Origin of the sequence: Actinomadura violacea (assembly GCF_017573465.1) — a bacterium.
GTDB classification, from domain to species: domain Bacteria; phylum Actinomycetota; class Actinomycetes; order Streptosporangiales; family Streptosporangiaceae; genus Spirillospora; species Spirillospora violacea.
The window spans coordinates 190,022-216,917 of the sequence record NZ_JAGEPF010000012.1 but is presented as its reverse complement, the minus strand read 5'-3'; the positions used below and the strand labels follow the sequence as shown (position 1 = coordinate 216,917).

Annotated in this window: 28 protein-coding genes; 4 read left to right on the top strand and 24 right to left on the bottom strand. The window is 74.6% G+C overall.

The window, feature by feature from the left end; all coding sequences use genetic code 11:
• The first annotated feature begins 115 nt into the window (after window positions 1–115).
• Entirely contained in the window at window positions 116–3,598 is a 3,483-nt protein-coding gene (locus J4709_RS20720; protein WP_208243190.1) for an indolepyruvate ferredoxin oxidoreductase family protein, read from the top strand.
• Between the two features lie 487 nt (window positions 3,599–4,085).
• Window positions 4,086–4,592: a hypothetical protein gene (locus J4709_RS20715; RefSeq protein WP_208243188.1), complete on the top strand. Its 507-nt coding sequence runs from the start codon at window positions 4,086–4,088 to the stop codon at window positions 4,590–4,592.
• 52 nt (window positions 4,593–4,644) lie between these two features.
• Here the strand turns inward: J4709_RS20715 and rpmG are convergent, their stop codons facing one another.
• From rpmG to J4709_RS20680, 7 genes are all read right to left on the bottom strand, one after another.
• A complete protein-coding gene (rpmG, locus tag J4709_RS20710; protein WP_173096410.1) occupies window positions 4,645–4,809 on the bottom strand; it encodes a 50S ribosomal protein L33 in 165 nt (54 codons plus the stop codon).
• Between the two features lie 67 nt (window positions 4,810–4,876).
• On the bottom strand, window positions 4,877–5,326 hold the full coding sequence (locus tag J4709_RS20705) for an HIT family protein (RefSeq protein ID WP_232383786.1): 450 nt from the start codon (window positions 5,324–5,326) through the stop codon (window positions 4,877–4,879).
• 9 nt (window positions 5,327–5,335) lie between these two features.
• Entirely contained in the window at window positions 5,336–5,947 is a 612-nt protein-coding gene (locus tag J4709_RS20700) for a hypothetical protein (RefSeq protein ID WP_208243186.1), read from the bottom strand.
• A gap of 86 nt (window positions 5,948–6,033) precedes the next feature.
• Window positions 6,034–7,398 carry a hypothetical protein gene (locus tag J4709_RS20695; protein WP_208243184.1) on the bottom strand — a complete coding sequence of 455 codons (1,365 nt, stop codon included), beginning with the start codon at window positions 7,396–7,398 and terminating at the stop codon, window positions 6,034–6,036.
• Window positions 7,395–8,138 (bottom strand): ATP-binding cassette domain-containing protein, encoded by a 744-nt coding sequence (locus J4709_RS20690; protein WP_307801390.1) that lies wholly within the window; start codon window positions 8,136–8,138, stop codon window positions 7,395–7,397. Before J4709_RS20690 ends, J4709_RS20695 begins: the two co-directional genes overlap by 4 nt.
• 2 nt (window positions 8,139–8,140) lie before the next feature.
• On the bottom strand, window positions 8,141–8,845 hold the full coding sequence (locus J4709_RS20685) for a hypothetical protein (RefSeq protein ID WP_208243180.1): 705 nt from the start codon (window positions 8,843–8,845) through the stop codon (window positions 8,141–8,143).
• Between the two features lie 310 nt (window positions 8,846–9,155).
• The gene (locus tag J4709_RS20680; protein WP_208243178.1) at window positions 9,156–9,677 is read right to left on the bottom strand and encodes an RNA polymerase sigma factor; all 522 of its coding nucleotides are present in this window, start codon (window positions 9,675–9,677) and stop codon (window positions 9,156–9,158) included.
• 99 nt (window positions 9,678–9,776) lie between these two features.
• Between J4709_RS20680 and J4709_RS20675 the strand changes: the two genes are divergently transcribed.
• On the top strand, window positions 9,777–10,220 hold the full coding sequence (locus tag J4709_RS20675; protein WP_208243176.1) for a MarR family winged helix-turn-helix transcriptional regulator: 444 nt from the start codon (window positions 9,777–9,779) through the stop codon (window positions 10,218–10,220).
• 7 nt (window positions 10,221–10,227) lie between these two features.
• On the opposite strand, the gene J4709_RS20670 is transcribed toward J4709_RS20675, so the two are convergent.
• From J4709_RS20670 to J4709_RS20660, 3 genes are all read right to left on the bottom strand, one after another.
• Complete coding sequence (locus J4709_RS20670) at window positions 10,228–10,461, bottom strand: DUF3040 domain-containing protein (RefSeq protein WP_208243175.1); 234 nt, start codon at window positions 10,459–10,461, stop codon at window positions 10,228–10,230.
• Between the two features lie 72 nt (window positions 10,462–10,533).
• Window positions 10,534–10,878 (bottom strand): YciI family protein, encoded by a 345-nt coding sequence (locus J4709_RS20665; protein WP_208243173.1) that lies wholly within the window; start codon window positions 10,876–10,878, stop codon window positions 10,534–10,536.
• 198 nt (window positions 10,879–11,076) lie between these two features.
• Window positions 11,077–12,498, bottom strand: a complete 1,422-nt coding sequence (locus tag J4709_RS20660; protein WP_208243171.1) for an MFS transporter — start codon at window positions 12,496–12,498, stop codon at window positions 11,077–11,079.
• A 67-nt stretch (window positions 12,499–12,565) separates the two neighbouring features.
• Here J4709_RS20660 and J4709_RS20655 point away from each other — a divergent pair, with 67 nt between their 5' ends.
• Complete coding sequence (locus J4709_RS20655; protein WP_208243169.1) at window positions 12,566–13,063, top strand: winged helix-turn-helix transcriptional regulator; 498 nt, start codon at window positions 12,566–12,568, stop codon at window positions 13,061–13,063.
• 22 nt (window positions 13,064–13,085) lie between these two features.
• Here J4709_RS20655 and J4709_RS20650 read toward each other — a convergent pair whose 3' ends face one another.
• The 14 genes from J4709_RS20650 to J4709_RS20585 all read right to left on the bottom strand — a co-directional run bounded on the left by J4709_RS20650 (window position 13,086) and on the right by J4709_RS20585 (window position 26,861).
• A complete protein-coding gene (locus J4709_RS20650) occupies window positions 13,086–13,769 on the bottom strand; it encodes a GTP-binding protein (RefSeq protein ID WP_208243167.1) in 684 nt (227 codons plus the stop codon).
• Entirely contained in the window at window positions 13,750–14,241 is a 492-nt protein-coding gene (locus J4709_RS20645; protein ID WP_232383785.1) for a DUF742 domain-containing protein, read from the bottom strand. Before J4709_RS20645 ends, J4709_RS20650 begins: the two co-directional genes overlap by 20 nt.
• A 159-nt stretch (window positions 14,242–14,400) precedes the next feature.
• Window positions 14,401–14,820, bottom strand: coding sequence for a roadblock/LC7 domain-containing protein (locus J4709_RS20640; RefSeq protein ID WP_208243165.1), 420 nt, complete (start codon window positions 14,818–14,820; stop codon window positions 14,401–14,403).
• Window positions 14,817–17,450, bottom strand: a complete 2,634-nt coding sequence (locus tag J4709_RS20635; RefSeq protein ID WP_208243162.1) for a sensor histidine kinase — start codon at window positions 17,448–17,450, stop codon at window positions 14,817–14,819. Before J4709_RS20635 ends, J4709_RS20640 begins: the two co-directional genes overlap by 4 nt.
• A 111-nt stretch (window positions 17,451–17,561) precedes the next feature.
• On the bottom strand, window positions 17,562–17,909 hold the full coding sequence (locus J4709_RS20630) for a hypothetical protein (protein WP_208243160.1): 348 nt from the start codon (window positions 17,907–17,909) through the stop codon (window positions 17,562–17,564).
• Between the two features lie 153 nt (window positions 17,910–18,062).
• Complete coding sequence (locus tag J4709_RS20625) at window positions 18,063–18,560, bottom strand: ATP-binding protein (RefSeq protein ID WP_208243158.1); 498 nt, start codon at window positions 18,558–18,560, stop codon at window positions 18,063–18,065.
• Window positions 18,561–18,713: 153 nt separating this feature from the next.
• The gene (locus J4709_RS20620; protein WP_208243156.1) at window positions 18,714–19,295 is read right to left on the bottom strand and encodes a PadR family transcriptional regulator; all 582 of its coding nucleotides are present in this window, start codon (window positions 19,293–19,295) and stop codon (window positions 18,714–18,716) included.
• Window positions 19,296–19,354: 59 nt separating this feature from the next.
• Window positions 19,355–21,142: a fatty acyl-AMP ligase gene (locus J4709_RS20615; protein WP_208243154.1), complete on the bottom strand. Its 1,788-nt coding sequence runs from the start codon at window positions 21,140–21,142 to the stop codon at window positions 19,355–19,357.
• Between the two features lie 7 nt (window positions 21,143–21,149).
• Window positions 21,150–22,895 (bottom strand): acyl-CoA dehydrogenase family protein, encoded by a 1,746-nt coding sequence (locus tag J4709_RS20610; RefSeq protein ID WP_208243152.1) that lies wholly within the window; start codon window positions 22,893–22,895, stop codon window positions 21,150–21,152.
• A 178-nt stretch (window positions 22,896–23,073) separates the two neighbouring features.
• Complete coding sequence (locus J4709_RS20605) at window positions 23,074–23,469, bottom strand: nuclear transport factor 2 family protein (RefSeq protein WP_208243150.1); 396 nt, start codon at window positions 23,467–23,469, stop codon at window positions 23,074–23,076.
• Window positions 23,466–24,305, bottom strand: a complete 840-nt coding sequence (locus tag J4709_RS20600) for an SGNH/GDSL hydrolase family protein (protein WP_208243148.1) — start codon at window positions 24,303–24,305, stop codon at window positions 23,466–23,468. Before J4709_RS20600 ends, J4709_RS20605 begins: the two co-directional genes overlap by 4 nt.
• A 43-nt stretch (window positions 24,306–24,348) precedes the next feature.
• Window positions 24,349–24,972, bottom strand: a complete 624-nt coding sequence (locus tag J4709_RS20595; protein WP_208243146.1) for an SGNH/GDSL hydrolase family protein — start codon at window positions 24,970–24,972, stop codon at window positions 24,349–24,351.
• The gene (locus tag J4709_RS20590) at window positions 24,972–25,229 is read right to left on the bottom strand and encodes an acyl carrier protein (protein ID WP_208243144.1); all 258 of its coding nucleotides are present in this window, start codon (window positions 25,227–25,229) and stop codon (window positions 24,972–24,974) included. Before J4709_RS20590 ends, J4709_RS20595 begins: the two co-directional genes overlap by 1 nt.
• 600 nt (window positions 25,230–25,829) lie before the next feature.
• A complete protein-coding gene (locus tag J4709_RS20585; protein WP_208243142.1) occupies window positions 25,830–26,861 on the bottom strand; it encodes a sulfotransferase family protein in 1,032 nt (343 codons plus the stop codon).
• Window positions 26,862–26,896: the final 35 nt, after the last annotated feature.

The window sequence follows — 26,896 nt, the reverse complement described above, 5'->3', positions numbered from 1 at the left end:
AACTCGGTTCTGACTTGAGCAATCCGCTCAATTATGCCCGCAGCATCTTGCACTCCGCTCAGCTCAGAGTGCTGAATGTGGCTGAACAGTCCAGCCGCCGGAAAGGGGCAGCACCATGACCGGTACCTCGACGTCCGCGCTCCGCGACCGGCTCGAACTGGAGCGGGGCCGGGTCGCACTGGGCGGCGTCCAGGCCCTGGTCCGGCTGCTGCTGGAGCAGCGGCGCGCCGACGCCCGCCGCGGCTGGACCACCGCCGGGTTCGTGTCCGGCTACCGCGGATCCCCGCTCGGCGGCCTCGACCAGCAGCTCATGCGCGAGGCGAAGCTGCTGGAGGACCACGACATCCGGTTCATCCCGGGCGTGAACGAGGAGCTGGCCGCGACCGCGGTGTACGGCTCGCAGCTGGTCGACCACCTGCCGGATCCGCGGTTCCAGGGCGTCTTCGGCCTCTGGTACGGCAAGGCGCCCGGCGTCGACCGCTCGCTCGACGCGTTCAAGCACGCCAACTGGCTCGGCACGGCCGAGCGCGGCGGGGTGCTCGCGGTCGTCGGCGACGACCCGTCCTGCAAGTCCTCGACGCTGCCGTCGGCGACGGAGGGCGCGCTCGCCGAGGCGTTCATGCCGGTGCTCGCGCCCGGCTCGATCACCGACGTGCTGCGGCTCGGCCGGCACGGGTTCGAGATGTCGCGGTTCAGCGGCGCGTGGACCGGGTTCAAGCTCGTCACCGACGTCGCCGACTCGCTGGAGGTCGTGGACGTCGCGCCCGTACCGGAACCGGTCACGCCGGAGCTGCAGTGGCGCGGACGCCCGTGGAAGCCGACGCGGCGGCCCGGCGTCGACCTCAAGGACACCACCTCCCTCGAAGCCGAGGTCCTGCACGGACGGCTGCGCGCCGCGGCCGCCTACGCGTCCGCGAACGGGCTGGACGTCATCGAAGGCGCGACCGGCGACGCCGCCGTCGGGCTCGTCGCGTCCGGCCGCACCTACCTCGAACTGCGCGAAGCCCTCGACCGGCTCGGCCTCGACGACGACGCGCTCGCCCGCCGCGGCGTCCGGCTCCTCAAGCTCGCCCTGATCCACCCGCTCGACCCGGCGCGGCTCCGCGAGTTCGCCGCCGGCCTCCGCGAGATCGTCGTCGTCGAGGAGAAGCGCGCGTTCGTCGAGACGCAGATCCGCGACCTGCTCTACGACGCCCCGGAGCGGCCCGCCGTCCTCGGCAAGAACGGCCCCGACGGCGCGCCCCTCGTCCCCGCCGACGGCGGCCTCACCGCCGACCGGATCGTCAAGGCGCTCGCCCGCCTGCTCGCCGACCGCGTCGGCGAGGACCACGTCGACCTGCGCGACCCCGCGCTGCGGCCCCGCAAGCCCTCGATCAACCTGCTCGCGCCCGCCCGCACCCCCTACTTCTGCTCCGGCTGCCCGCACAACCGGTCCACGGTCGTCCCCGACGGGTCGATGGCCGCGAGCGGCATCGGCTGCCACGTCATGACCGTCTTCCAGGACCGCAGCATCGGCACCTCCCAGATGGGCGGCGAGGGCGCGATGTGGGTCGGCGCCGCGCCGTTCACCGGCACCGGGCACATGTTCCAGAACCTCGGCGACGGCACCTTCTTCCACTCCGGCAGCCTCGCCGTCCGGCAGGCCGTCGCCGCCGGGACCAACATCACCTTCAAGCTGCTCTACAACGCGGCCGTCGCGATGACCGGCGGGCAGGACGCCGACGGCGGCACCGACCCCGCCTCCGTCACCCGGCTGCTGCACGCCGAAGGCGTCGCGAAGATCGTCGTGGTGGCGGACGACCCGTCCCGCTACCCGCGCGGCACCGACTGGGCGCCGGGCGTCCGGATCCGGCACCGCGACGACCTCGACGCCGTCCAGCGCGAGCTGCGCGAAATCCCCGGCGTCACCGTGCTCCTCTACGACCAGGCGTGCGCCGCCGAGACCCGCCGCAAGCGCAAGCGCGGCCTCGCCCCCGACCCGCAGACCCGCGTGCTGATCAACGAGTCGGTCTGCGAGGGCTGCGGCGACTGCGGCACCAAGTCCAACTGCCTCAGCGTCGAGCCCGTCGAGACCGAGTTCGGCCGCAAGACGCAGATCAACCAGACGTCCTGCAACAAGGACTACTCCTGCGTCGACGGCGACTGCCCGTCGTTCGTCACCGTGATCCCGGGCGAACGGAGGCCGTCCGGGCCCGCGCTGCCGAAGATCGGCGAGCTGGCCGAGCCCGCCTCCCGGCCGGACGCGGCGGACGTCCTGCTCGTCGGCATCGGCGGCACCGGCGTCGTCACCGTCAACCAGGTCCTCGCCACCGCCGCGCTGCTCGACGGCCGGCACGCCCGCGCCCTCGACCAGACCGGGCTCAGCCAGAAGGCCGGCGCGGTCGTCTCCCACCTGCGGATCGGCGACGTCCCGCGCGAGCGCCCCGGCATGATCGGGGACGGCGGCGCCGACGCCTACCTGGCGTTCGACGCGCTCGCCGGCACCGCCGAGGCCAACCTGCGCCGCTGCGCCCCCGGCCGCACCGCCGCCGTCGTGTCCACCAGCGAGGTCCCCACCGGCCGGATGATCACCGACGTGACCGCGTCGCTGCCGCCGAGCGCGTCCCTCGTCCGGCAGATCGCCGCCCGCACCGACGAGGCCCGGCTCATCGCGCTCGACGCCCTGGAGCTGGCCGAACGCTGGTTCGGCAGCACCACCACCGCGAACTTCGTCGTCGTCGGCGCCGCCTACCAGGCGGGGCTGCTGCCGCTGTCGGCGCGCGCGATCGAGGACGCGCTCGCGCTCAACGGCGTCCAGGTCGAGGCGAACGTCCAGGCGTTCCGGGCCGGCCGGCGGCTCGTCCTGGAGCCCGGCTGGGCCGCGCCGCCCGCCGTGCCCGCCGTCCAGCGGCCCCTGGCCGTCAACGCGCCCGCCGCGATGAACCTCGTCGACGCCTCCGGGACGGACGACGAACTGGCCCGCGTGCTGCGGATCCGCGTCCCCGACCTCGCCGCCTACCAGGACCTCGCGCTCGCCAAGCGGTACCTCGACACCGTGCTGCGCGTCGCCGCCGCCGAACGCGACGCCGTCGCGTCCGGGCAGCGGCTCGCCGTCGCCGTGGCCCGCCACCTGCACAAGCTGATGGCCTACAAGGACGAGTACGAGGTCGCCCGCCTCCACCTCGACCCGGCGCTCACCCGCCAGGTCGAGGAGCAGTTCGGCGCGGGCGCCACCGTCCGGTACATGCTGCACCCGCCGCTGCTGCGCGCCGTCGGCGTCGACCGCAAGATCGCGCTCGGCCGGACGGCCCGCCCCGCCTTCCACGCGCTGCGCGCGCTGCGGCGGCTGCGCGGCACCCCGTTCGACCCCTTCGGCGCCACCGCCCAGCGCCGCGCCGAGCGCCGCCTCGTCACCGAGTACCTCACGGTCGTGGACGAGCTGGTCGCCGGCCTCGACAAGGACAACCACGACCTCGCCGTCGAGATCGCCGACCTGCCCGACATGATCCGCGGCTACGAGGACGTCAAGACCGCCAACATCACCCGCTACCACGACAAGCTGCGCACCCTCCTCACCTCCTGGCGCGCCGAGCAGCCGCTCCCCGCCGGGAACCGCTGAGACCGGCCGGCCGCGGGCGGCACCCCAACGACGTGGTGCCACCCCGCGGCCGGCTCCATCCGCGGCCACTCCCCTGAACCCCCAAGCCCCCTCCGGACGCACTCCCCACCGCATGCGGGCGCCCGCCCGCGGTATGCGCCCGCCTGCGATGGGCGCCCGCCCGCGGCGTGCGCCGACCTGTGGTGGGCGCTGGCATGCGTTGGGCGCCGGCCTGTGGCGGCCGCCAGCCTTCGGTGTGCACCCGCCTTCGGTGTGCACCCGCCTTCGGTGTGCACCCGCCTTCGGTGTGCGCCGGCCTGCGGCGTGCGCCCGCATGTGGCGGCCGCCAGCCTGCGGTGTGCACCCGCCTGCGGCGCCCGCCTGCGATGGGCGCCGGCATGCGGTGGGCGCCGGCCTGCGCTTCCCGGTGTCGCGTCGAACCGCCGCCGGGGCGCCCGGCGTACTCCGGGGTATGGCGCGGACGGCGCCGCGGGGACCGGGAGGGACCATGACCGCGGGAGGCGAGTGGCGGCCCGCCCCGCCACGGCGCCGGTCACCGTTCCCCTGGCTCGCGCTCGCGGGCGTCGTCGCGACGATCGCCGCCGCCACGACCCTCGTCCTCGGACTCGGCGACACCCTCACCGGCCCCGACCGCACCCGCGGCCAGCTGCTCCCCCTCCAGGCCGCCTCCCCCACCGTCCGGGCGACGCGTCCCGCCCCGCTCAGCGACCGGCCCGCGACGCCCGCCCCGGCACCGGCACCGTCCGTCCCCCTGCGCCAGGCCCTGCTCCGCCTGCGCTTCGCGGTGGGTCAGGGCGTCGCGGCCGGCGACGTCCGCGCGGACGTGGGCGTCGATCTCACCAACCTCATCCAGGGCATGCTCGCCCATCCCCGCGGCGACCCCGACGTCACCGACCTCCAGCACAAGATCGCCACCCGCACCCGCGAGGGCGCCATCACCGCCGCCCGCTCAACCCAGCTCCACCGGATCCTCATCCAGACCACCCGGCCCTGACCCACTCGAACCACCGCCCCCAGCGGACGGGGCCGGTGGGGGCGGGATTGGGTCAGCGTTCCTCGCGGTAGAGCACGTGGGCGCGCTGGACCGGGTCGTACTTGCGCAGCACCAGGCGGTCCGGGTCGTTCCGGCGGTTCTTGCGGGTCACGTACGTGTGACCGCTCCCCGCGGTCGACCGCAGCTTCACCACCGGCCGGACGTCGTTCCTTGCCATCGCGGACCTCCTTCTTCCGTCGGAACGAGACCGATAACCAGTGCCGCGCCGGGATTAATCCCGCTGGTCACAGGCGGTCGCGGATCGCCAGCGCCAGCTCGTCCCGCCGCGCTTCGCTCAGGTCGTCCTCCGGCGCCCGCGCGAGCAGCGCGAACACCCGCGGGCCCCGCAGGTCGGCGGGCAGGTCGTCCGCGCGAGGGACGATGTGGAAGTGCACGTGCGCGAACCCGGCGGCCTCGGCGAACTGCGCGATGTAGGTCTTGCGGCACCCGGTGACGGCATGGAGCGCGCGTGACAACCGCACCTGCCAGACCCCGAGCGCCGCGGCTTCCGCGTCGCTCAGCTCGGCGACGGCCGTGACGTGCCGGCGCGGCATGAGCACGAGCCAGCCGGGCGTCCCGGTGCCGAACGCGTGCGCCACCCGCCAGTGCTCGTCGAACGCGACGACCTCGCGTGGCGGCAGCGCCTCCATGCGGGAGTTGTGATCGCACACGAGGCAGTACTCGGAGTCCGTCATGGGCCGATGCTACGAACGCACACTGACCCGAGTGCCGCGAACGGCAATGGCTAAGAGCCCGGCCAGCAGCAGGGCGATGGCGACCGTGGCGGCCGGCGCGTCGTGGCCGGCTCTGATCGGCCAGAACCACAGGGACCTCCATGACCGCTCGATGGCGTGACCGCACAGGATGGTGTAGGCGAGCGGCAGCGTCCAACTGCGTTGCGGGCCCGCGGCGACCGCGGTGAGCAGTGTGATCCCGGTCAGCCCGGTGCAGGCCCTGAGCAAGGGCAGCGATCCGCCCGCCGGTGCGCGGCCCGCTGCGGCGGCCGCGAGGAGCGCGATGGCGGTGCCGAACATCAGGAGCACCGCGGCGCCGCGGAGCGCGGGAAGGGGGCGGCCGGTGACTCGCTCGACCTCGCCGATCGGGCTCGCGGTGGCGGCGCCGACGACCGCGGCCGCGCCCATGGCGACGACCAGCGGGACCAGCGCCCCGAGCATGCCGCCTGACCTGGGGATCGGAAGCACGATGACCAGCGCGACCGCACCGATCGCGACGAGCGCCAGCCCGGCCCGGCGGGACGCCAGATGCAGCCGGACGAGACGCAATGACGGCACCCACATGGCGATCCCCCCTCTCATCCAGGCATAAGAACCGAAGCCGCCGGCTTCCGTCGCCGCTGAGGGTGCGGGCTTGCGGGGGCTTGCACGAAGGGGCCGAGGACGGGTCATGGGAGGTCCTTGAGGGTGAGGCGGTCGGCGCGCAGGGCGGACAGGTGGGCGGCGAACCACTGGTGCCAGGCCGGCTGGGGCAGCGCGGCCAGGCGGCGGGCGGCGGCGAGGACGGCGGGGCCGGGCGTGTCGCGGATGGGCAGGTCGGCACCGTCCGGCGGGTCGCCGGCCGCGACGAGGACGGCGAGGACGGCGGCCTGGCGCGCGGAGCCCGTGCCGTCCCACGCGCCGAGGAGCAACCCGGCCGCGGTGTCGGCGCGCATCTCGCGCGCTACGCGGCCCCTGATCCGCCCTCTCGTGTCGTAGGCCTCGAAGGGAGCGGGGAGTAAGAGGACGCTCCCTCTGATGCTCGGGCCGTCGACCATCCTCTGGTCGATCGTGGTCGGGACGCCCGGCAGACCTGCGAGGCGGTCGGTCACCGGATGTAAGGCCGCAACCGCCGCGCCGAGGCGCGCCTTCACCGCCGGGTGGACGCACACCTGTATCGGCGTGCGGTCGCACGCGGGGGTGTAGGCGATCGGACGGCCGTCGCCCCGGCTCTCCAGCCTGGGGATCGTGGCGATCCCCTGGTTGGCGACGATGTGGCCGGTTCCGGCGAGCCAGAGCCCCGTGCCGGCGACGGCGGTGCCGGCGGCGGTCAGGACGATCCCGGCCGGCCGGACGAGCGGGCCGCCCGCACCGCCGCGCAGGGCGAGCAGCCCGAGCGGCAGGGCGATCACACCGGCGGCGAAGATCAGCTCCACGACGGGCAGGTCGTGGCCCGCCCGGTAGTACAGGGCGCGGTAGGGGTCGGTGACCTGTCCCACCGGGCTGACCAGGCCGAGCGACGCGTCGGCGGTCTTCAGCGCGCCCGCGACGACCACCAGCAGGAACGTGCCGATCGCGGTGAGGGGCGCGACGAACCGGCCGGGCAGCAGGGCGCCGATGGCGTGCCCGGCGCTGCAGAACGCCAGGAGCGCGGCGCAGGTGGCGGCGACCGGCCACCAGGGCGGGCCTCCCCAGGTGGCCGCGCGGGCGGTCAGCCCGTAGAGGACGCCGGTCGCGGCGGCGAGGAGGGCCAGCCCCCACAGCGCCGTCGCGGCCCAGCCGGGCAGGGTGCGGCTCCAGCCGCCGCGCGCGGTGGTCGCCAGCAGTTCCCGGGTGCGGGCCCGGTTCTCCCGGGAGGCCGTCCACGCCGCCGCTCCGGCCATGGCGGGCCCGAGCCCGAGCAGCGTTTCCTGCAGTGCCTCGCCGCGGCGCGTCCAGACGGCCGTCCCGGTGAGCGAGCGTCCGTAGGGGGAGAGCCACAGCAGGATGGCCAGCGTGGGCAGCAGGAAGGGCGTGATGTTGCGGCGCAGCTCCAGCCGCAGCAATCCGATCATGTCCGGATCTCCGCGAGGACGGCGCTGTAGCCGCGCTCCAGCGGCGCGTCACCGACCCCGGTGCCGGCGCCGCGCGCGCTCAGCTCGTCCGGCGTTCCGGTGAAGACCAACCGCCCGTCGGACATCAGCCCGACCCGGTCGCAGGCGGCGCCGACGTCCTCGACGAGGTGGGTGCTGACGATCACGGTCGCCCGCTCCCCCATCCGGCGCATCAGGCCGCGGAACTGGACGCGCTGCTCGGGGTCGAGGCCGGCGGTCGGCTCGTCCAGCAGCAGGAGTTCGGGCTCGTTCACGATGGCCTGCGCGATGCCGACGCGCCGCAGCATCCCGCCGGACAGAGTGCGCAGCTTGGACCGGGCGCGGTCGCCGAGCCCGACGTCCTCCACGGCCGCGGCGACGGCGCGCGGCACCCGCTGCCGCGGCATCTCCTTCAGCAGCGCGATGTACTCGACGAACTCCACGACGGTGAAGCCGGCGTAGTAGCCGAGGTCCTGCGGCAGGTAGCCGAGGCGCCGCCGGATCTCGCGGCGCTCGGCGTGCCCGGCGGGGTCGCGGCCGAGCAGCCGCAGCTCGCCGGACGACGGCGGGATCACCGTGCCGAGCACCCGCAGCAGCGAGGTCTTCCCGGCGCCGTTCGGGCCGAGCAGCCCGTACACGCCGGCCCCGAGTGCGAGATCGACGCCGGCGACGGCCTTCCTGCGCCGGAACGACCGGGTCAGGCCGCTGGTCTCCACGTTCACTGTCAACCTCGCTTCGGTGCGCCGAGCCCCGGTGTGCGCGGGGTGCCGGTGCCGATCAGGACGACGGCCGCGCACGCCACGGCCAGGACCGCGTAGGGGATGAGGAGGGCGGGCCGGGCGACCGCCGCGGCGGCGTGCCCGGTCGCCGCGCGCGCCGACACCACGGTGAGGCACCAGGCGCCGAGCCCGGCCGCGACGCCGGTGTTCGCCGACCGGGTGATGGTCGCCACGGCCAGCGCGAGCGCCGACACCGCGGCCATCGGGACCAGCCAGCCGAAGGTGAGCGCGGCGGCGTGCGGGGACGCCGCCGACGCGGCCAGGCCGAGCAGCGCGTCCGTGCCGAACACCGCCGGGACGCGGACGAGCAGCACCATTCGGTCGCCGACCGGCAGCGACCGGGTCAGCTCGTAGGCGGGGTCGACGCCGGGCCCGTAGGCGTAGGCGATGCCGGCGGCCGCGACGACCGGCGCCAGCAGCGGGACCAGCGGGGTGCCGGTCGCGACGGAGGCGGCCGCGCCGGCGGTGAGCACCGCGACGGTGGCCAGCAGCCAGGGCAGCAGCAGCGACGGCGTGGACACCAGCGCCCGCGCGAGGCCGTCGGACCGCAGCAGCACGGCGAGCACCCGCTCGACGCGCCCGGGCCGTCGCCGCCAGACCTGCGCGGCGACGCCGAGCCACACCCGCTCGAGATCGGGCCCTTCGTTCATCCCGCTCTCCCTTTCACCATGTGGCCCTCCCTCACGCCGTCCCTCCCTGTGCAATGCCGTCCCCGGCCGACCGCCCTCGCCCCAGTGGCGCCCCCGTTCACGCCCCCTTCGCGCCGTCCCCTCCCACCACGGCGACACCTTCCTCATGACGGCGCCTCCCGCACGGCGGTTCTCCCGTCATGGCGGCGGCCCCTCTGCGCGGCGGCCTCCTTCACAACGGCACCCCCCGGGCATGGCTTCTCCGCGACTTTGCGCGGCGGCTCCGGGCATGGCCGCGTGGCCTGGCGCGGGAGGGTGGGGTTTTGGGGGGTCATGTCGGGCCTCCTAGGGCGGCTCGGAGGAGGCGGCGGGTGCGGTGGGCGCGGCTCTTGACGGTGCCCTCCGGGATGCCCATGGTCCGGGCGACCTCGGCCACGCTTCGGTCCTCCTCGTACAGCAGGCGCCACAGGGCGCGGTCGGGCGCGTCGAGGCCGGCCACGGCAGCGTCCAGCTCCATCCGGGTCAGGGCCCGTTCGTGCTGGTCGGGAAGCGGGCGCGGCGGGAGCAGTTCGGGCGGCCGGTTGCGGCGCGCCCACAGGGCCGCCTGCCGCCGCGCGATGCCCCAGACCCAGCCGCCCGCGCCCGCGCCGTCGGGGCGCCCGGCGGGCGGGCGGTAGCCGCCCGCGCCTTTCCAGACGCCGAGGAACGTCTCCTGTAAGACGTCCTCGACGGCGTCGGCGGCGAGCATGCGGCCGAGGCGCGCGGCGAGCCAGGGGGCGTGGCGGGAGAACAGCTCCCGCAGCGCCGCGTCGTCGCCGGCCGCCACGGCCGCGATCAGGTCGTCATCGTCCATCACCCCTCTATTGCGGCATCGGCGCCTCCGGTTCACCAGAGTTGCGGGCAGTTGTGGACAACGGCGGGCCCGCCGGGGCCGAGGTCATAAACTCGCGGGATGGACGGGGGTGCGTTGGACGAGCTGAGCCAGGAGGACTTCGCGTCCCTGCTGGCGTTCCGGACGGGGCTGCGCCGCTACCTGCGGTGGAGCGAGACGCGGGTGCGGGAGGCGGGGCTGACGCCGGCGCAGCACCAGCTGCTGCTGGCGATCAAGGGGCACGGCGCGCGGGTCGCGCCGACGGTCGGTGAGCTGGCCGGATACCTGCTGCTGCGGCACCACAGCACGGTGGAGCTGATCGACCGGGCGGAGCGGGCCGGCCTGGTGCGGCGGGGCCGGGACGAGGACGACAACCGGGTGATCCGGGTGTCGCTGACCGGGGCGGCCGACCGGGTCCTGGCGGAGCTGACGCGGCTGCATCTGGCGGAGCTGCAGAGCCTCGCGCCGATCCTGGACCGGTTGAGCGCCGAGCTGCGGCATCTGGAGGGCCCGCAGCCGGGCTGACCCGGGGTCAGCCGGTGACGAGGGCGGCGAGCGCGCCGATGGCGGCCATCCCGGCGAGCAGGACGGCGGTCATGATCCAGCACGTCCGGCGGCTCGGTTCGAGGCGCTCGCGGCCGGGCGGGGTCTCCGTCTCCGTCAGCCGGTTGAACATCGCGAACCGTGCGGCGAGATCGCGGTCCTCCTTGCAGAGGCCCATCTCGATGACCGCGAGGACGCGGCTCTCGTGCAGTGGCAGGCTCATCGGTCCTCCAGCCGCTCCGCTCCTGTTCGGTATGTAACCGGAACGGGCAAGATCTATCGTCTCACGATAGATTCACCGGGCGCCGGGGAGCATGTCGCCGGGGAAGCTCCGGACGGGGTGGACCTCGTAGGTGAACACGCCCGCGCGGACGCCCGGGTCGTCCTCCATCAGCTCGCGGGTCCGTTCGACGGAGGCGTCGAAGACGCCGACGCCGCACAGGTCGCTGTCGTCGGCGACCGGGCAGACGATGGACAGCAGCCCCTCGGCGCGCAGCCGGAAGTTGCGCCGGCCGTGCTCCCAGACGACCGCGTCCGCGCCTGGGCCGCCGTACCCTTCCGCCGCCTTGAGCAGGACGACCGTGTACTCCCTGGTCAGGGCCATCTGCTCGCGCATGTGCGCGTCGGTGATCTCGGTCATCGAGGGCCTCCTCCGCTGCGGCGGATCGTACCCCGCGGGCGCGCGGCCGGACCCGTGGACGACACGACGGGCATCCCGTCCGGACCGGGATGCCCATCATGTGGCCGGGCGGTGGGCGGACCGGGCCGTGACCTGCCCGGGTCAAGGTTCCGTCCTCGCCCGCGTTCTGTGTCAAGTCGTACTCGTCGAGCAGGGTTCTCAGGCTCCGGCGACCACTTCCTTCTCGCTGTCGGGGACGGGGGCGACGGGCCGGCGGTGGCGCGGGGTCATGCCGAGGGCGGCGATCGCGGCGATGACCATGAACGCGCCGACCATCAGCCAGGCGTGCACGTAGGCGCGGTGGGCGTCCACGTAGGCGTGGTGGGTGCCGAGGACGGCGACGGCGAGGCTGACGCCGAGGACGCTGCCGATCTGCCGGCTCATGTTGACGACGGCGCTGCCCGTCGCGAACCGGTGGTCGGGCAGGTCCGCGGCGGCGGCGGACAGGATGGTGGGGAGCGCGAGGCCGACGCCGACGCCGCCGACGAGCCAGCCCGGCAGCAGTTCGGAGGCGTAGGCGGGGGCGGCGCCGAGGCCGGTCGCGACCATGACGACGCCGAACGCGCAGAGCATGCAGCCGACGGCGGTGATGAGGCCGACGGGGACGCGGCGCGCGGCCATCCGGCCGGCGATCAGCGCCATCGCGGGGACCATCAGCGGGCCGGGCGCGACGCCGAGCCCGGTGCGGACCGGCGAGTAGTGCCAGACCTGCTGCATCCACAGGACGCCGAGCAGCAGGTTCGCGGCGAACGCGACGGTGAACAGCAGGACGGCGGCGTTCGACCAGGCGAAGGTGCGGACGGCCAGCAGCGCGGGCTCGATGACGGGCGCGGGGTGCCGCCGGGACCGGATCCAGAAGCCGGCGAGGGCGAGCAGCGCGAGGCCGACGGCGATCGCGACCCGCTGCTGCGGCCAGTCGTTGATCTTCACGAGGCCGAGCGCGAGCAGGGCGATCGCGCCGGTCAGCACGGCGGTGCCGGGCAGGTCGGGGACGCGGGCGGCGGCGCCGTCGCGGCTGTCGGGCACGAACCGCAGCGCGAGGGCGGTCGCGAGGAGCCCGATGGGCACGTTCACCTCGAACACCCAGCGCCAGGACGAGTCGACCAGCACCCCGCCGACGGCGGGCCCGGCGGCGGCGGCGAGCGCGGACGCGGCGGACCAGATCCGCACGGCGCCGGCACGGCGTCCAGGCGGGTAGACCGACAGCAGGAGGCCGAGGCTGGTGGGGATGAGGGCGGCGGCGCCGGCGGCCTGGACGACGCGGAAGGCGACGAGCCACCACAGCGAGGGCGCGGCGGCGCAGGCCTGGGAGGCGAGGGTGAACACGGTCAGGCCGAGGACGAGGCCGGCCTTGCGGCCGTAGCGGTCGGCGAGCCTGCCGAGGGGGACGAGCAGCGCCGCGAACACGATCGCGTAGCCGTTCAGTACCCAGGACAGGTCGGCCAGGGACGTCCCGGCGAAGTCGCGGCCGATGTCGTCGAACGCGACGTTGACGATGAACAGGTCGAGGCCCGCCATGAAGGAGGCGACGGAGAGCACCGCGAGGAGCAGCCCGGGACGCACCTGACTTTGTTTCACCATAGTCAGGGACGCTAACCCCGCCGCCTGACTTTGGTCAAGCGAAGTCAGCAGGTTTATAGTGGACGATGTGACGATCACGCTTGAGGGGCACTTCGCCGACCGCGACACCTGGTCGATGCAGAACTGCCCGGTCGCGCGGACGCTCGCCGCGCTCGGCCCGCCGTCCGCGGTGCTGGTGCTCAGCGAGGCCTACTTCGGGACGAACCGGTTCGGCGACTTCGTGAAGAACCTCGAGATGACCGAGTCGGCCGTCACCGCGCGCCTCCACCACCTGGTGAAGGCGGGGCTGCTCGTCCGCGAGCCCTACCAGGAGCCCGGGCAGCGCACCCGCTACGAGTACCACCTGACCAAGATGGGGCGGGACCTCGCGCCCACCCTCGTCAGCCTCATGGAGTGGGGCGAGACGTACCTGCCCGGCGAGGAGGGCCGGCAGGTCGCGCTCCGGCACGCGGGCTGCGACGAGCCCGTGACCGCGCAGGTCCGCTGCGCCGCGGGCCACGACGTGGCCGTCGACGAGATCGTGATGGGTTCGCCGGCGGACCCGCCCGGAGGCGGGCCCGCCTAGCGCCCTCCGGCGGGCGGAGGCGTCAGTTCTCCGCCCGGGCGGGCGTGGGCCACGGGCGCGGACCCGGCTCGGACGGGGCCCGGCCGGACGCCGCGCCCGCGATCCGCAGCGCGTGCTCCACCAGCGTGACCAGCACCTCCTTCGCCGACCCGGTCCGCCGCGCGTCGCACAGCAGCACCGGGACGTGCGGGTCGATGGCGAGCGCCGACCGGATCTCCGGCGGCTCGTAGCGGTCGGCCTCGTCGAAGCAGTTGACCGCCACGACGAACGGCGTGCCCTTCTGCTCGAAGTAGTCGATGGAGGCGAAGCTCGCCATCAGCCGCCGCGTGTCGGCCAGCACCACCGCGCCGAGCGCGCCGCGCGACAGCTCGTTCCACATGAACCAGAACCGCTCCTGGCCGGGCGTGCCGAACAGGTAGATCGCGACGCCGTCGCGCAGCGTGATGCGGCCGAAGTCCATCGCCACGGTCGTGGTGGTCTTGGCGGTGACCCCGTCGAGGTCGTCGACCGCGGCGCCCGCGTCGGTGAGCGCCTCCTCGGTGCGCAGCGGGCGGATCTCGCTGACCGCGCCGACCAGGGTCGTCTTGCCGACCCCGAACCCGCCGGCGACCAGGATCTTCAACGCGACGCGGGGCCCGTCGTCGCGGTCGTCGTGCTCGCCTGGCGGGACGGCGCCGGACGGGGGGTCAGAGCGCGCGGAGTTCATCGAGCACCCTCCTGAGCAGGTTCGGGTCGTTGTGCGGCTGGACGGACGGGGTGGCGGGGGCCCAGCGCTGCACGCTCACCAGGCCCGAGTCGACCAGGTCGCCGGCCAGCACCCGGATCACGCCGAACGGCAGGTCCAGGTCGGAGGCCAGGTCGGCCAGGGCGTGCGGGCGGCGGCACAGCGCGAGCAGCCGCCGCTGGTGCCGCGACAGCCGGCCGGGCTCGGCGGCCGACCGGCCGGTCGCGACGAGGATCGCGACGATGTCGAGCGGCTCGCCGCGCGGCCGGGTCCGGCCGCGGGTCACCGCGTAGGGGCGGACGATCGGCCCGGCGGCGTCGTCGATCCACCGCTCCCGCCCCGGGACCGCGAACGCCCCCGAGGCCTCGGGCCCGCCGGGCATGCCGGAGCCGCCCGGCGCGCCGGAGCCGCCGGGCACCCCGGAGCCGCCCGGCGCACCGGGGCCACCCGGCATGCCTGGATAGTCGGGCGGACCGGAAGCGCCCGGAAGGACCGGGTAGCCGGAACCGCCGGTGCCGCCGGGCCCGCTCCGTCCCGGGAGTCCGCCGGTCCCGGGAAGACCGGGACCGGCGGGTCCCCGGGGCGCGCCGGGTGCGCTGGGGGTCATGGCGGCTCACCCGGATCCGGGCCCCGGGCCCGGCTGTCTCAGGCCGGTGGACAGCTGCTTGCCGACCCGTTTGACCAGCATCGTCATCTCGTAGGCGACCAGTCCGGCGTTCGCGCCGACCTCGCTGAGCAGCGCCAGGCAGCTGTTGGCGCCGGCCGGCACGACGAAGAACAGCCCCTTGTCCATCTCGATCATCGTCTGCCGGACCTCGCCGGAGTCCAGCTGCGGCCGGGCGCCGATCGCGAGGCTGTGGAACCCGGCGGCGAGCGCCGCGAGGTACTCCGAGTCCTCCCGGCCGACGCCGCGGGACATGCCCATCACCAGCCCGTCCCGCGACAGCACGACGACCTTGCGGACCTGGGGGACCCGGTCGACCAGATCGTCGAGCAGCCAGTTCAGCTCGTTGGTGGTTCCCTGCCGGCTCATGCCTGCTCCCTGCTGTCGGGTCCCTCGTCCTCGTCCCGGCCCCGCAGCCACCCCGACTGGAGGGCGGCGAACAGGTCGCGGGACGCCTCCGCCGACCGCTCCTCCCAGGCGACGAGCGCGTCGTCGGGGTAGGGCGCCGCCGTCTGCGGCGTGGCCCGCGGGTCGGTGTCGCGCAGTTGCGGCGCCAGGTTGCCGCCGCGGACGCGGCGCGGCAGCGGCGCGCGCCCGCCGCCCGCCGGCACCTCGCCGAAGGACGCGGGCGCCTCGAACGCCTGCGTGTCGGCGGGGTGCGCTGCGAAGCCCGGCGTCTCCAGGCGCCATGCCTCCTGGAACGGCTGCGTCGCGTCCGGTGCGGGCGGCGCGCCGTAGGCGGCCGGCGCGTCGTACTGGGGCGGGTCGCCGTACGAGGTCCGGGACGCGAACCCGGGCGCGTCGCCGGCCGGCGCGTTGAACGCCACCGGGCCCTCGTACGGTTCCGGGACGTCCGGTGCCCGCGGTTCGGGCGGCGCCTCGACGTCGTACGGGGTCGGCGCGTTCAGCATCGCGGTCCCGTTCGCGGGCCCGCTCCCCTGCCAGGGACGCAGCGTCCCGTGCGCCGCGCCGTTCGCGCCGCCGTTCGCCGCGCCGTTCGCGAGCGCGGCACCGTTCCCGTTCGCGGAGGCGGACGCGGCGACCGGGCGGGCGGCGGGGGCGTCGTCCTCGTCCTCGGGCCCGTCGGCGTCGACGATCAGCTCGCGCGGGATCAGCACGACCGCGCTGACGCCCCCGTACAGCGAGGGCTGCAGCGCCACCCGGATGCCGTGCCGGTGCGCGAGGCGCCCGACGACGAACAGCCCGAGCCGGTCGGTGACGGCGAGGTCGAACTCGGGGGGCTGCGACAGCCGCAGGTTCAGCGCGTCGAGCTCGGACTGGTCGAGGCCGATGCCGCGGTCCACGACGTCGACCGCGAACCCGTTGGCGCCCATCTCGCCGCGCACCAGCACCTCGGTCGGCGCCGGCGAGAACACGGTCGCGTTCTCGATCAGCTCCGCGAGCAGGTGCACGATGTCGGCGACGGCCTCGCCGATCACCGCGGCGCGCCCCGACATCACCACGACCTCGACGCGGGTGTAGTCCTCGACCTCCGAGATGGCCGAGCGCAGCACGTCCTCGACGTGCACGGGCCGGCTCCAGCCGCGGCCCGGCGCCGTCCCGGACAGGATGACCAGGCCCTCGGCGTGCCGGCGCATGCGGGTGGTGAGGTGGTCGAGCCGGAACAGGTCCTCCAGCGCCTTCGGGTCGGAGGCGCCGCGCTCCATCTCGTCCAGCATCCGCAGCTGCCGGTGCAGCAGCGACTGGCTGCGCCACGCCACGTTCAGGAACACCCGGCTGATGCCCTGCCGCAGGTAGGACTCGCGGACGGCGGTCTCGATCGCGGTGTGCTGGACGCGGGTGAAGGCGTCGCCGACCTTGGACACCTCCCGGCTCTTGCCGATGACCAGCGGCGGCGCCTCGGCGTCCACGTCCACCTCCTCGCCGCGCCGCAGCCGCGACACCACCCGCGGCAGCCGGTTGTCGGCGAGGTCGAGGGCGGCGCGCTGCAGCCCGCGCAGCTCGCGGGACAGGCTGCGCGCGGCGAGGAGCGACAAGGCGATCGAGGCGATGACCGCGAGCAGCCCGAACCCGCCCGCGACGACGAGCCGCATGACGATCCGGTGGCCGATCGGCTGGGCCATGTCGTCCAGCGCCAGGCTCGCCTGGGTGACCTTCTGGTCCCACGCCTGCCCGAGCAGCTGCGTGGTGGCCGTCCAGTCGCCCGCCTCGGCGGGCAGCCGGTCGCCGCGCGCGTTGACGATCGCCGACTCGGCCGCGCGGTACCGCTGGAAACCGGCGGACCGGGCGAGGTCCTGCAGCGGCGCCCGGATGCTCGCGTTGAGGTCGGCGAGCCCGGCCTCGAAGTCCTGCCGCCCCTCGGCCGCCCACTGGACGAACGCGACGTGCTCGGCCGGGGTGAGCCGGCCCTTGCGCGCCATCGCGGTCGTGACCAGCGAGTCCTCGCGCAGCATGGACGCGCGCGCGTTGCCGATGGCGATGAGCGCGCGGCCCTGGGTGAGGATGCCGACGTCGTTGACCGCGACCAGGCCGTTGAACACGGCGATGACGTCGTCGAGGACGGTGCTGTAGGAGTTGATGACGTCGAGCGGCTCGGCGCGCCCGGAGTCGACCTTGGCGCGCAGCTGCGGCAGCTTCGCCAGCGCCTGGACGGCGACGCCGAGCCGCTGCTTGGTCTCCGGTTTCGCGGCGTCCTGCGCGTCCTTCGACAGCGCCGACTTCTTGAACGCGGCCTCGACCGCGCCGACGCGCACCCGCTGCTCGCCGAGCTTCTGCTTGTACTGGGGCTGCTGGGTGACCAGCGCGGCGACGCTCAGGGAACGTTCCGCCTGGAGCTGGTTCACCAGGTAGATGCCCGGCAGCCCCATCTTCTTGTAGGTGGTGGAGAAGTCGTACTTGTCGAACGCGGCGCCCAGCGTGATGTTCGCGGCGAACGCCCACAGGGCGATGAGGGAGACCAGCGGGACGAGCAGCAGCGCGGTGATGCGCATGCGGATCGGCCGCCGCCTCCGGGCCGTCGGCCGGCCTTCGGTGTCCATCGGATCACCCATTCGTCGGGGTCGGGCCTGGTCGTGGCCCTGTCGGGTTAGGTGTGCTCGGGTTCGGTGCGGGCGGGCGGGCCGCCCGCCGCCGGGGCCGGGACGGGGCGGTCATGGACGCGCCTCGTCCAGCGCGGCGCGGGCGACCAGGCCGCGCAGCCGGCCGGTGATCATCGCCACCGCCTCGGCGTGCCCGCGCGCCGCCCTCTCCCGCGTGCTGTAGCGCCCGACGTCGGCGTGCATCGCCAGGTCGGACACGATCGTCTGCCAGAGCAGGGGCCGTCCGTTCGCCGCGAACCCGAGGTCGATCACGGTGAACCAGGTGGAGACGACCACCACGACTCCGCCGACGCGGATGACGTCCTGCGCGAGCAGCCGCGCCCGCACGTCCAGCAGAAGCCGCTGGGCCTCGTCGGACGTGGCGCGTCTCCCATCCGCCCGGTAGTACTCCACGGACATGGCAATCCCCATCGCCGCCGGTATGGGCGTCCGTCCGGCGCGCGCGCGTGGTCCCGCCGGTTCAGGTGACCGGCGGGGCGGGACGGCGCCGCGCCGCGAAGGGCGCATCGCGCACGGGCCCGCACGGAAGGCCGGGCCGGCGCGGTGCCCGCGTCAGTGCGCGCGCCGCTCGTCCGGCCAGGCGCGCAGCTCGCACCAGACCGTCTTGCCGGTGGCGGCGAGGTCGGTGCCGTGCCGGTCGGCCATGACGGCGACCAGGAACCAGGCCCGGCCGGTCTCCTCCATCAGGTCGACGGGCGCGGGGTGCGGCAGCGCGGCGCCGCGGTCGTGCACCTCGATCCGCAGCAGGGGCCCCGTCCGCAGCAGCCGCAGCGTGAGCGGCGAGCCGGATCCGCCGGCCTGCCGGACGGCGGCCGTGACCAGCTCGGAGACCAGGACCTCGGCGTCGTCGCGGACGTGCGCGGCGCCGGCGGAGGCCAGCACGGCGCGGCCGAACGCGCGGGCGCGCGGCACCGACGCGCGCTCGGCGGGCAGCGTGACCTCGCCGAGCAGGACGGGCGCGGGCCCGTCGATCGTGGTGACGCCGTGCGCGGCCGGATGGGGGGTGGCCAGGGTGCTAGGCAGCTCGATGGTGTGGTGTTCGCCCGACATGTGGAACGCCTCCTTGACTAAGGCGTGGCGGCCCGTCCCGGCCCGGCCTTGACACCCGGCCGGGGAGGTCGCTGGGGGTGGATGCCGGGGCCGCGCGGCGGCCCGGCGTGCGAAGGGACAGGACCGCCGCGGGCGGCCTGCGGCGGACGCCGGTCACGGCGCCTCGCCCCCTTCGGCGTGTGCGCCCGCCCGGGCTCGCAGCAGCCGGGCGGTGCTCGTGAACCACTCGTGGTTCTCCTGCTCGAACCGGCGGCCCCGCAGGCACGTCAGGTAGGGGCCGATCGGTGCCGCGCTGCGCAGGAACGTCCGCTCGTCCAGGCCGCCGCGCAGGTGCTCGAGCGTGCGCTCGAACACCTCGATCTTCGCGGCGGACGTGCGGGCGCGCTCCTCCAGCTGCGCGATCACCGCGTCCGCCGAGATGTGGTCGACGGCCTGCACCATGACCAGCAGGTTCTCGCGGATGATCCCGGGCTTTGCGGGGACGGCGGCGAAGCGCTCGAGCTCGTCGACGCCGGCCCGGGTGGCGGTGTAGACGCGCTTGTTGGGGCGGTCGTGCTGGATGACCTGCCGCCCGCTGATCAGGCCCGCGGTCTCCAGCCGCGTCAGCTCGGTGTAGAGCTGCTGCGGAACGGCGTGCCAGAAGTTGGAGACCGACACATCGAAGATCTTGGCCAGCTGGTAGCCGCTGTGCTCGCCGTCGAGCAGCGCCGCCAGCACCGCGTGACGCAACGCCATCGGACTTCTCTCCCTGCTTGACTCAGGGTGATGCCCGACGTTATCAGACAACGACATGATTAGTCATGCTTTTGACTAGGTTCGGTCCGGATGAATTTCGCGGCGGCCGGCTCGAGGTCCGCGCCGAGCACCGTGACCAGGCCGTCCAGGAGCGCCTGCCGGGTCAGGCCGCGCTGCATCTTGCCGCTCGTCGTGCGCCGCACCGTGCCGCGCCCGGTCAGGACGACGCTGAGCGCGGGCAGCTCGTGCGCGCGCGCGACGGCGGCCTTGATGCGCCCGGCCAGCTCGTCCGGCGGGACGCCGGCGGCGGCCCGCGTGCTGATCTCCTGGACGAGCACGACCTCCTCCCGGCCGTCCTCGGTCGTCACGCCGTCCAGCACGAAGGCGGCGCCGGCCAGCGCCGCCGGGTGGGCCGCCTGCGCGGTCTCCTCGACGTCGTGGGCGTGCACGTTGCGGCCGTTGACGATGATCAGGTCCTTGCTGCGGCCGGTGACGAACAGCTCGCCGCCGTCCACGAACCCGAGGTCGCCGGTGCGCAGGAACGGCCCCTCGCCGCCCGCCGTGTACGCCTGGAACGTCACGCGCGTCTCGGCGGGGCTGCGCCAGTAGCCCGCGGCGACGCTGCCGCCCCGCACCCAGATCTCCCCGGCCCGCCCGTCCGGTAAGGGCACGAGGCCGTCGGGGTCGACGATCCGGACGTCGAGGGTGACCGGGCGCCCGCTGCTCACCAGCCGCCGCGCCGCCCCCTCCCCCGCCGGGACGGCCCGCCCGCGGGCGAGGGCGGCGGCGTCGAAGTCGCGGATCACCGGGCCGGGCCCGGACGGCGCGCCGGTGATGAGCAGCGTCGTCTCCGCCATGCCGTAGCACGGCATCCACATCTCGGGCTTGAACCCCGCGGGCGCGAACCGCTCGCACCAGCGCTCCAGCGTCGCCGCACGGACGGGCTCCGCGCCGTTCTTCACCGTCCGCAGCGAGGACAGGTCCAGGCCCTCCATCTGCCGGTCGGTGACGCGGCGCAGCGCCAGCTCGTAGCCGAAGTTGGGCGCGACGGTGATCGTCCCGCGGTGCCGGGTGATGAGCTCCAGCCACAGCACGGGACGTTTGATGAAGGTGATCGGCGAGGTGAAGACGTACCGGCAGCCGAGGTACAGCGGCTCCAGGAACTGACCGACGAGCCCCATGTCGTGGTAATGCGGCACCCAGCCGACGCCGACCGTGTCCGCCGACCCGCCGATACGGCGCTTGATCTCCTCGCCGTTGCAGAGCAGGTTGCCGTGGGTGACCATCACGCCCTTCGGGTCGCTGGTCGAACCGGACGTGTACTGCAGGAACGCGAGCGTGTCGGGGCCGTAGCGCGGCATCGTCCACGCATCGGGGTCGTCGCCTTCGCCGGCCTCGGTGTCGAGGCACTGCACCCTCCCGGCGAGCCCGGCCTCCTTCAGCCACGTCTCGAGTGCCTCGCGGTGGCCGGTGTCGGTGAGGATCCAGGCGATGTCGGCGTCGCCGATGATGCGGCGGGTGCGGTCGAAGCGGCCCGCGTCCAGCGCGGGCAGCGGCGCCGGGACGGCCACGGCCCGCGCGTACAGGCAGCCGAGGAACGCCGCGAGGAACTCCAGGCCCTCGGGATACAGCAGCAGGACGGCCCGGTCCCGCAGGCCGCGCTCCTCCAGCCGGCAGGCCAGCGCCCTGGCCCGCCGGTCCAGTTCGGCGAAACCGAGCACGTCCTCCCTGTAGGAGTGCCCGGGCCCGGCGTCCTCGCTGACGAAGGTGAACGCCCGCCGGTCGCCGTGCTCCCGCACGTTCTCCCGGACGAGCGACACGAAGTCGGTGTGCTTCTCCTGGCCCATGGCGCCGTCACTCGTCCTCGGCCAGCGACAGCAGCGTGAACCAGCCGCCCTCGCCGGAGGCGCGGAACATCGCCTCCTCGAACGCCGGCAGGAACTCCTCCGACAGGACGATGTCCGGATGGGCGCGCTGCAGCAACCGCTGCAGGCACAGCACGAGCCACTGGCCGCCCGCGAACGCGCCGCCGAACTCGCGGTGGTTGTGCAGCCACGTGAGCATGCACGACACCATCGCGTGCAGCTCGCAGTACCGGCGCGCCCGCATCAGCGCCGCGACCGACGTCGTGTCGCCCTCGTTCTCGCGGATGCCCTCGTCGACCTTCGCGCGCAGCGCGCCGATGCTCGACACCAGGTCCTTCAGCTCGGCGGCGACGCCCGGCGCGGCGTGCGCGTTCGCCGCCGCGAGCAGCTCCTCGGCGATCTGCCCGAACCGCTGCCCGATCTCGTCGCGGCCCTCGTTGGTGAGCTGGAGGCGGCGGCCGTCCGGCTCCCAGACCGGCGGCGTCCGCGTCCAGGAGAACAGGTCGGCCAGCAGCGCGTCCTCGCCGCCCGTCTCCTCCGGCGGACGGCACAGGAAGGGCAGCTGGCCCGCGACGTTCGCGAGGTTGACGTGCGTGGTGCCCTCGAAGATGCTCGCGATCGCGTGGTCGCGCTGGAGCTTCTGGAACACGCCGTGCGCGACGCCCTCGCGCAGGTAGCCGCGCGCCGCCAGGACCGTTCCCATGCTGGCGACGACCTCCTCGCCCTGCACGGGAACGAAGTACTTCACGATCGACGACCACAGGCTCAGCCGTCCCGGCGCGACCGTGAGGCTGCGCGCGACCGGGATCGCGACGCACTCGGCGATCAGCAGGTCCAGGTGCGCCTTCAGCAGATGGTCGCGGATCACCGGTATGCGGTAGATGCCGGCGCCGTAGAGGGTGCGCTGGTGCGCGTACTCCATCGCGATCCGCACCACCGCGTCCATCGTCCCGACCGACAGCGCCGCGATCGCCGTCCGGGTGATCTGCAGCGTCTTCAGGGTCTGGACGAGCCCGGCCCCGCGCCGCCCGATCACGCAGTCCGCCGGCAGCCGCGCCCCCTCGAACGCGACGCCGCTGAGGTCGTGGCCGCGCAGCCCGACCGTCCGGACGGCCGGCAGCGTCGACCAGCTGCCCGGGTCCAGGGCGGTCTTGTCGACCAGCAGCAGCGAGAAGTCGCGCGCCCCGGTCCTGGCGTACGTCGTGACGAACCGCCCGCGCGTCGCGTTGCCGACCGGCCACTTCGTCCCGGTCAGCACCAGCCCGCCGTCCTCGCTCACCGCCTCGGACTCGCTCGCCATCACGTCGCTGCCGTGGTCGGCCTCCGACACCCCGAAGCAGGCCAGGTCGCCGTTCAGCACGCCGTCCGCGACGGTCGCGCGCTGCCGGTCGTCGCCCCACAGCCACACCGGGTTCACCGCGAGCAGCCCCGACCCGTACATCACCGCGACCGTGACGCTGCGCCGCGAGATGCCGCGGGTGACGAAGAACAGCTCCTCCAGCGTCGTCAGGCGCCCGCCCAGCCCGGCCGGCACCAGGTACCTCGGGAACCCCCAGGCCCGGACGGCGTCGACCGCGCCGGGCGGCAGCTCGTCGCGCTCCTCGGCCTCGACGATCGCCTTGTAGGAGAACGGCCCGGCCTCGTCGTCCATGGGATCGCCGAGGAAGCCGTCCAGGTCGGCCGCGATGCCGTGCGCCGGCGACAGGCCGGTGCGTGCGGGGGCCATTCTGTCCATTTCCACTCCCTGTGCTGCACTCGTCGCGGCGTCCGCGCACCCTCACCGGCACGCGGGCGCCGCCGGGTCGCCACCTCCCGTGGGGGTCGGCCCCCGCGCCCTCCGGCATGGCTCCGCCGGGGATCGGCGCCCGCCGAGGGGGGACGGCACCACCCGCCCCTCGGCCGGCATCGCCGGATCAGGTGGTCTGCTCCTCCATCCGCCGGCCGACCGCGCGGGCCAGCGTCATCGCCGCGGGCAGCGGGCGGACCATCACCGTCAGCCCGGTCACCAGCCCGGTCTCGCCGAAGCTCAGCAGGTCGAGGCCCTGCACGGCCTTGCCCAGCACCGCCGCGCGGAACACCAGCGCCTGCGCCGCCCCGGCCTCCCCGCCGGAGCCGACGAGCTCGTCGGTGTAGCGGAAGTCCTCGAAGACCTCCAGCAGGACGCGCAGCAGCGCGGTGACCGCGTCGCGGCCGCGGTACGGCTTCACCATCACCGGGCTGAGGAACTCGATGTCCGGGTCCAGCGCCCGCGTGATCGCGTCGAGGTCCTTGGCCTCCACGGCCGTCCGGAACGCTCCGGAGACCGTCACCGCACCGCTCCCTTCGCCGTGCCGGCGTCCGTGGCGGCGCCCGCGTCGGCGTCCGTGTCGAGGGCCCGGGCGAGGTCGTCCGCCCAGGTCCGGTAGCCGTCGGCGGACGGGTGGAAGCCGTCGGCGGCGAACAGCCGGCGGTCGCGCGCCATGGCCTCGTCCATCGGGACGTGGACGGCGCCGCCGGCGCGGGCCGCCTCCCGCGTGATCCGGTCCATGGTGCGGGCGCGGTCGCCGAGCACCGTGCGCAGCGGGCGCGGCAGCGCCGGGAACCGGTGCACCGGCGGCATCCCCGCGACCAGCACCGCCGCGTCCCCGTACCCGCCGCGCAGGACGGCGACGAGGTCGGCGACGTCGGCCGCCCAGTGGCGCAGGGAGCGGCGCCGGATCAGGTCGTTGATCCCGACGGTGGCCACCACCAGGTCCGCCGGGCCGTGCTCGGCCGCGGCGCCGCGGGCGAGCCGGGCGGTCACCCGCGCGGTCGCGCCGTTCCGCCCGGTCACCGACCAGGCCACGGCCCGCCGCAGCCGCGCCGCCAGCGCCTCGGCGAGGAAGCCGGGCAGCGCCCGCGCGTGCTCGGCCGCACCGACCCCGACGGCGGTCGACTCACCGACCACCACCAGCCGGAACACCGCGCCCGGATCGGGGCCGCCGGCCGCGGCGCCGGCGCCGCGGCCGTCGCCGGGAGCGGGCACGAGGCCGTGCTCGGCGCCGGACGCCGGGTCCAGCCGGGGCGTGCGGCGCACCGTCCGCCAGCCCTGGACCGCCAGCACCGGAGCGAGCGGCACGAGCGCCAGCGAGCGCGGAACGCGAGCGAGGTCGAATGGTCTCTTCATTGTCATCCCGACTCTTCGACTGCCCCCGAGGCCGTCTGGAGTTTCAGATCGCCCGCGCGCCGGGCAGGCCCGCGGCAAGACGCGACATCACCTCCGCGACGTATTCGTGCCCGGCCGGGCTCAGGTGGATTCCGTCGTCGCTCCAAATCGCGGGGTCGGCAATTTTCGTCACCGTTTCACGGGCCGGGAACGCCATTTCGAACTCGGCTGCGGCACGTTCCAGCTCAGCGTTGAAGAGGGCGATCCGCTGCAGCACCCGTTTCTTGCGGAACTGCGAGATCGGGGACCGCTCCAGCAGCGGCGGGCGGGGCACCGGGATCGCCAGCAGCGGCGCGCCGGCGTCCCGCGCCCAGCCGAACACCTCGTCCAGCCGGGCGCCGGCCGCGGCCCGCTCGAACCCGTTCAGCGCGTCGTTCATCCCGCAGCCGAGCACCGCGAGCCGGGGCCGGGCGCCCCGGACCGCCGGCAGCTGGCTGCGCGCCACGTCCTCGATGGTGGCGCCCGGATCGGCGACGTTGCACACTTCACCTGCGGCGATGCCGAGATGCCGGGCGAGCCGGCCGGCCCAGCCGAGCCAGCCGCCCGCCGGGCCGGGGTCGTCGCGGCCCTCGGCCACGCTGTCGCCGAGCACCACCAGCGCGGCGCCCGCGGCCGGCGGGCCGGCCATCACCGGACGAGGCCGACGAGGTAGGCGGTGAGGTCGGCGACCGTCTCGCGGCGCCGCGCCTCGGCCACGTCCACCTCCACCTGCAGGTGGTCCTCGATGTCGCTGATGATGCTGATGGCGTACACCGAGTCGATGCCGTAGCGGGCCAGCTCGACCGCCGGGTCGATGTTTTCCGCCGGCCTGTCGAGATAGAAGGCGATCCGGTCAAGAAGCCACATCTGGAGCTCGTCGTGGGAAATTGTCTGCGATCCGCTCACCGCACTGCCCTTTTTGTCGGAGGATCTTGTGGACCAAACCCCGATGGCCATCTGAAGCTGAGCACATGGCACGGTACATGCATATGTGCGGCATGTCTCGCCCTGCGTTGTGAACGATCGGACACGGGCATGTCACTTTTCCGTAAATTAAGTCAGCGGCCCGGTAAAACGGAAACCGACTACCAGCCGGTAACAAGTTCCGTAAGGGGCCCATCGCCGCGGCGGCTCCCGGCGGCGCCGTCACGGCCGCCCCACCTGGCCGCTTCTCCCCCACCGGCCGCCTCGCGGCACGCGACCTGCACCGTTCCCCAAGCACGCGCCCCCGCCCCGGCGCGGGCGCGCGGACGGCGACGGGCACGTTCCATGAGAATTTCGGACAACCGCCCAACCGGCTAGTGATCGGGCGACTCGGGAACGATCTTGCCGTCCGATCCCCCCGCCTGGCAGCGATCGGACAACCCCGGAACGTTCCCGGCACCCCGTCCCGCCGCCCGGCGGCGCGGGGCGCGGCGATGCATCCCGGCCCGGCGATGCATCCCGGCCCGGCGATGCACCCCGGCCCGCCCCCGCGTCCGCCGCGTGGCGGTGGGCGCGGGGCGGTCAGTGCTCGGGCGCGGGCAGGCGGATGCCGGCGGTGTCCGCCGGGCCGGTCAGGAGCGAGGCGACCGGGTTCGGCTCACCGCGGCGGGCCCTCCGCTCGCGGACGGCGCCGGAGCGCTGCCGCCGCCAGCGGTGCGCCGCCGTCCGGTGGAACCGGGCGAGGTGCGCCGCCGCCGGACGGTCCCGCCCCGTCAGCGCGTACCCGTGCCGCCGCAGCCGGCCCGCGAGGACGTGCTCGACCAGGTCCGCCTCCCAGGGCTCCATCCGCGCCGCCCACGCGCCGACGTTGCGGTCGTTGACGGCCTCGTGCGTCCGCAGATGCCACCTGCGCTCGGCCGGGACCGTCCGGCGCGCGTGGTGGTGGGGCTCGGCCATCGCCTCGTCGTACTCCTCCTCCAGGAACCCGCACAGCGCGAAGAGCGACCGCTCGGGATCGGCGACGAGGTCCTCGTAGCGCATCTCGTAGTAGTGGCCCGGGCCGAGCCGCCGCGCGAGCCGGCTCCCGGTGTCGACGGCCTCCCGCCACGTCAGCGCGGCGGAGTGGACGTCGCCGCCGTACCAGGGCATCCGGGCGAGGGAGCTGACCGCGTCGCGGCCGTCCCGGACCAGGTGGACGAACTGCGCGTCCGGGAACAGCCGCAGCAGCATCGGGACCTTGCGGAAGTAGCTCGGCCGCTTGTCGCCCCACCGCGCCTTGCCGTGCTCGCGCGCGTAGCGGCGGAACACGGCGGCGAGCGCCGAGCCCAGCGTCGGCGGGCCGTCCACGATGTCATCGACGACCGCGTCCGCGTCCAGCCCTAGGACGTCGAACTTCGTCCCGTCGCCCGCGGTGATCCATGCGGCGAGCGCCCGCCGGTTCGGTTCCGCCCGCAGGTCGCCGAAGCCGAGCCGGCGCGCGTACGCGACGTGCACGAACCTGGTCTCGGACGGCACCGCCAGGCGCCGGTGCGAGTGCAGCATCTGCTGCAGCAGCGTCGTGCCCGAGCGCGGGCAGCCGAGGACGAACACGGGCCGGTGGGGCTGCGAGGTCATGGCGCGTGAAGCTAGGGCCGCCACCTGAACCGGAC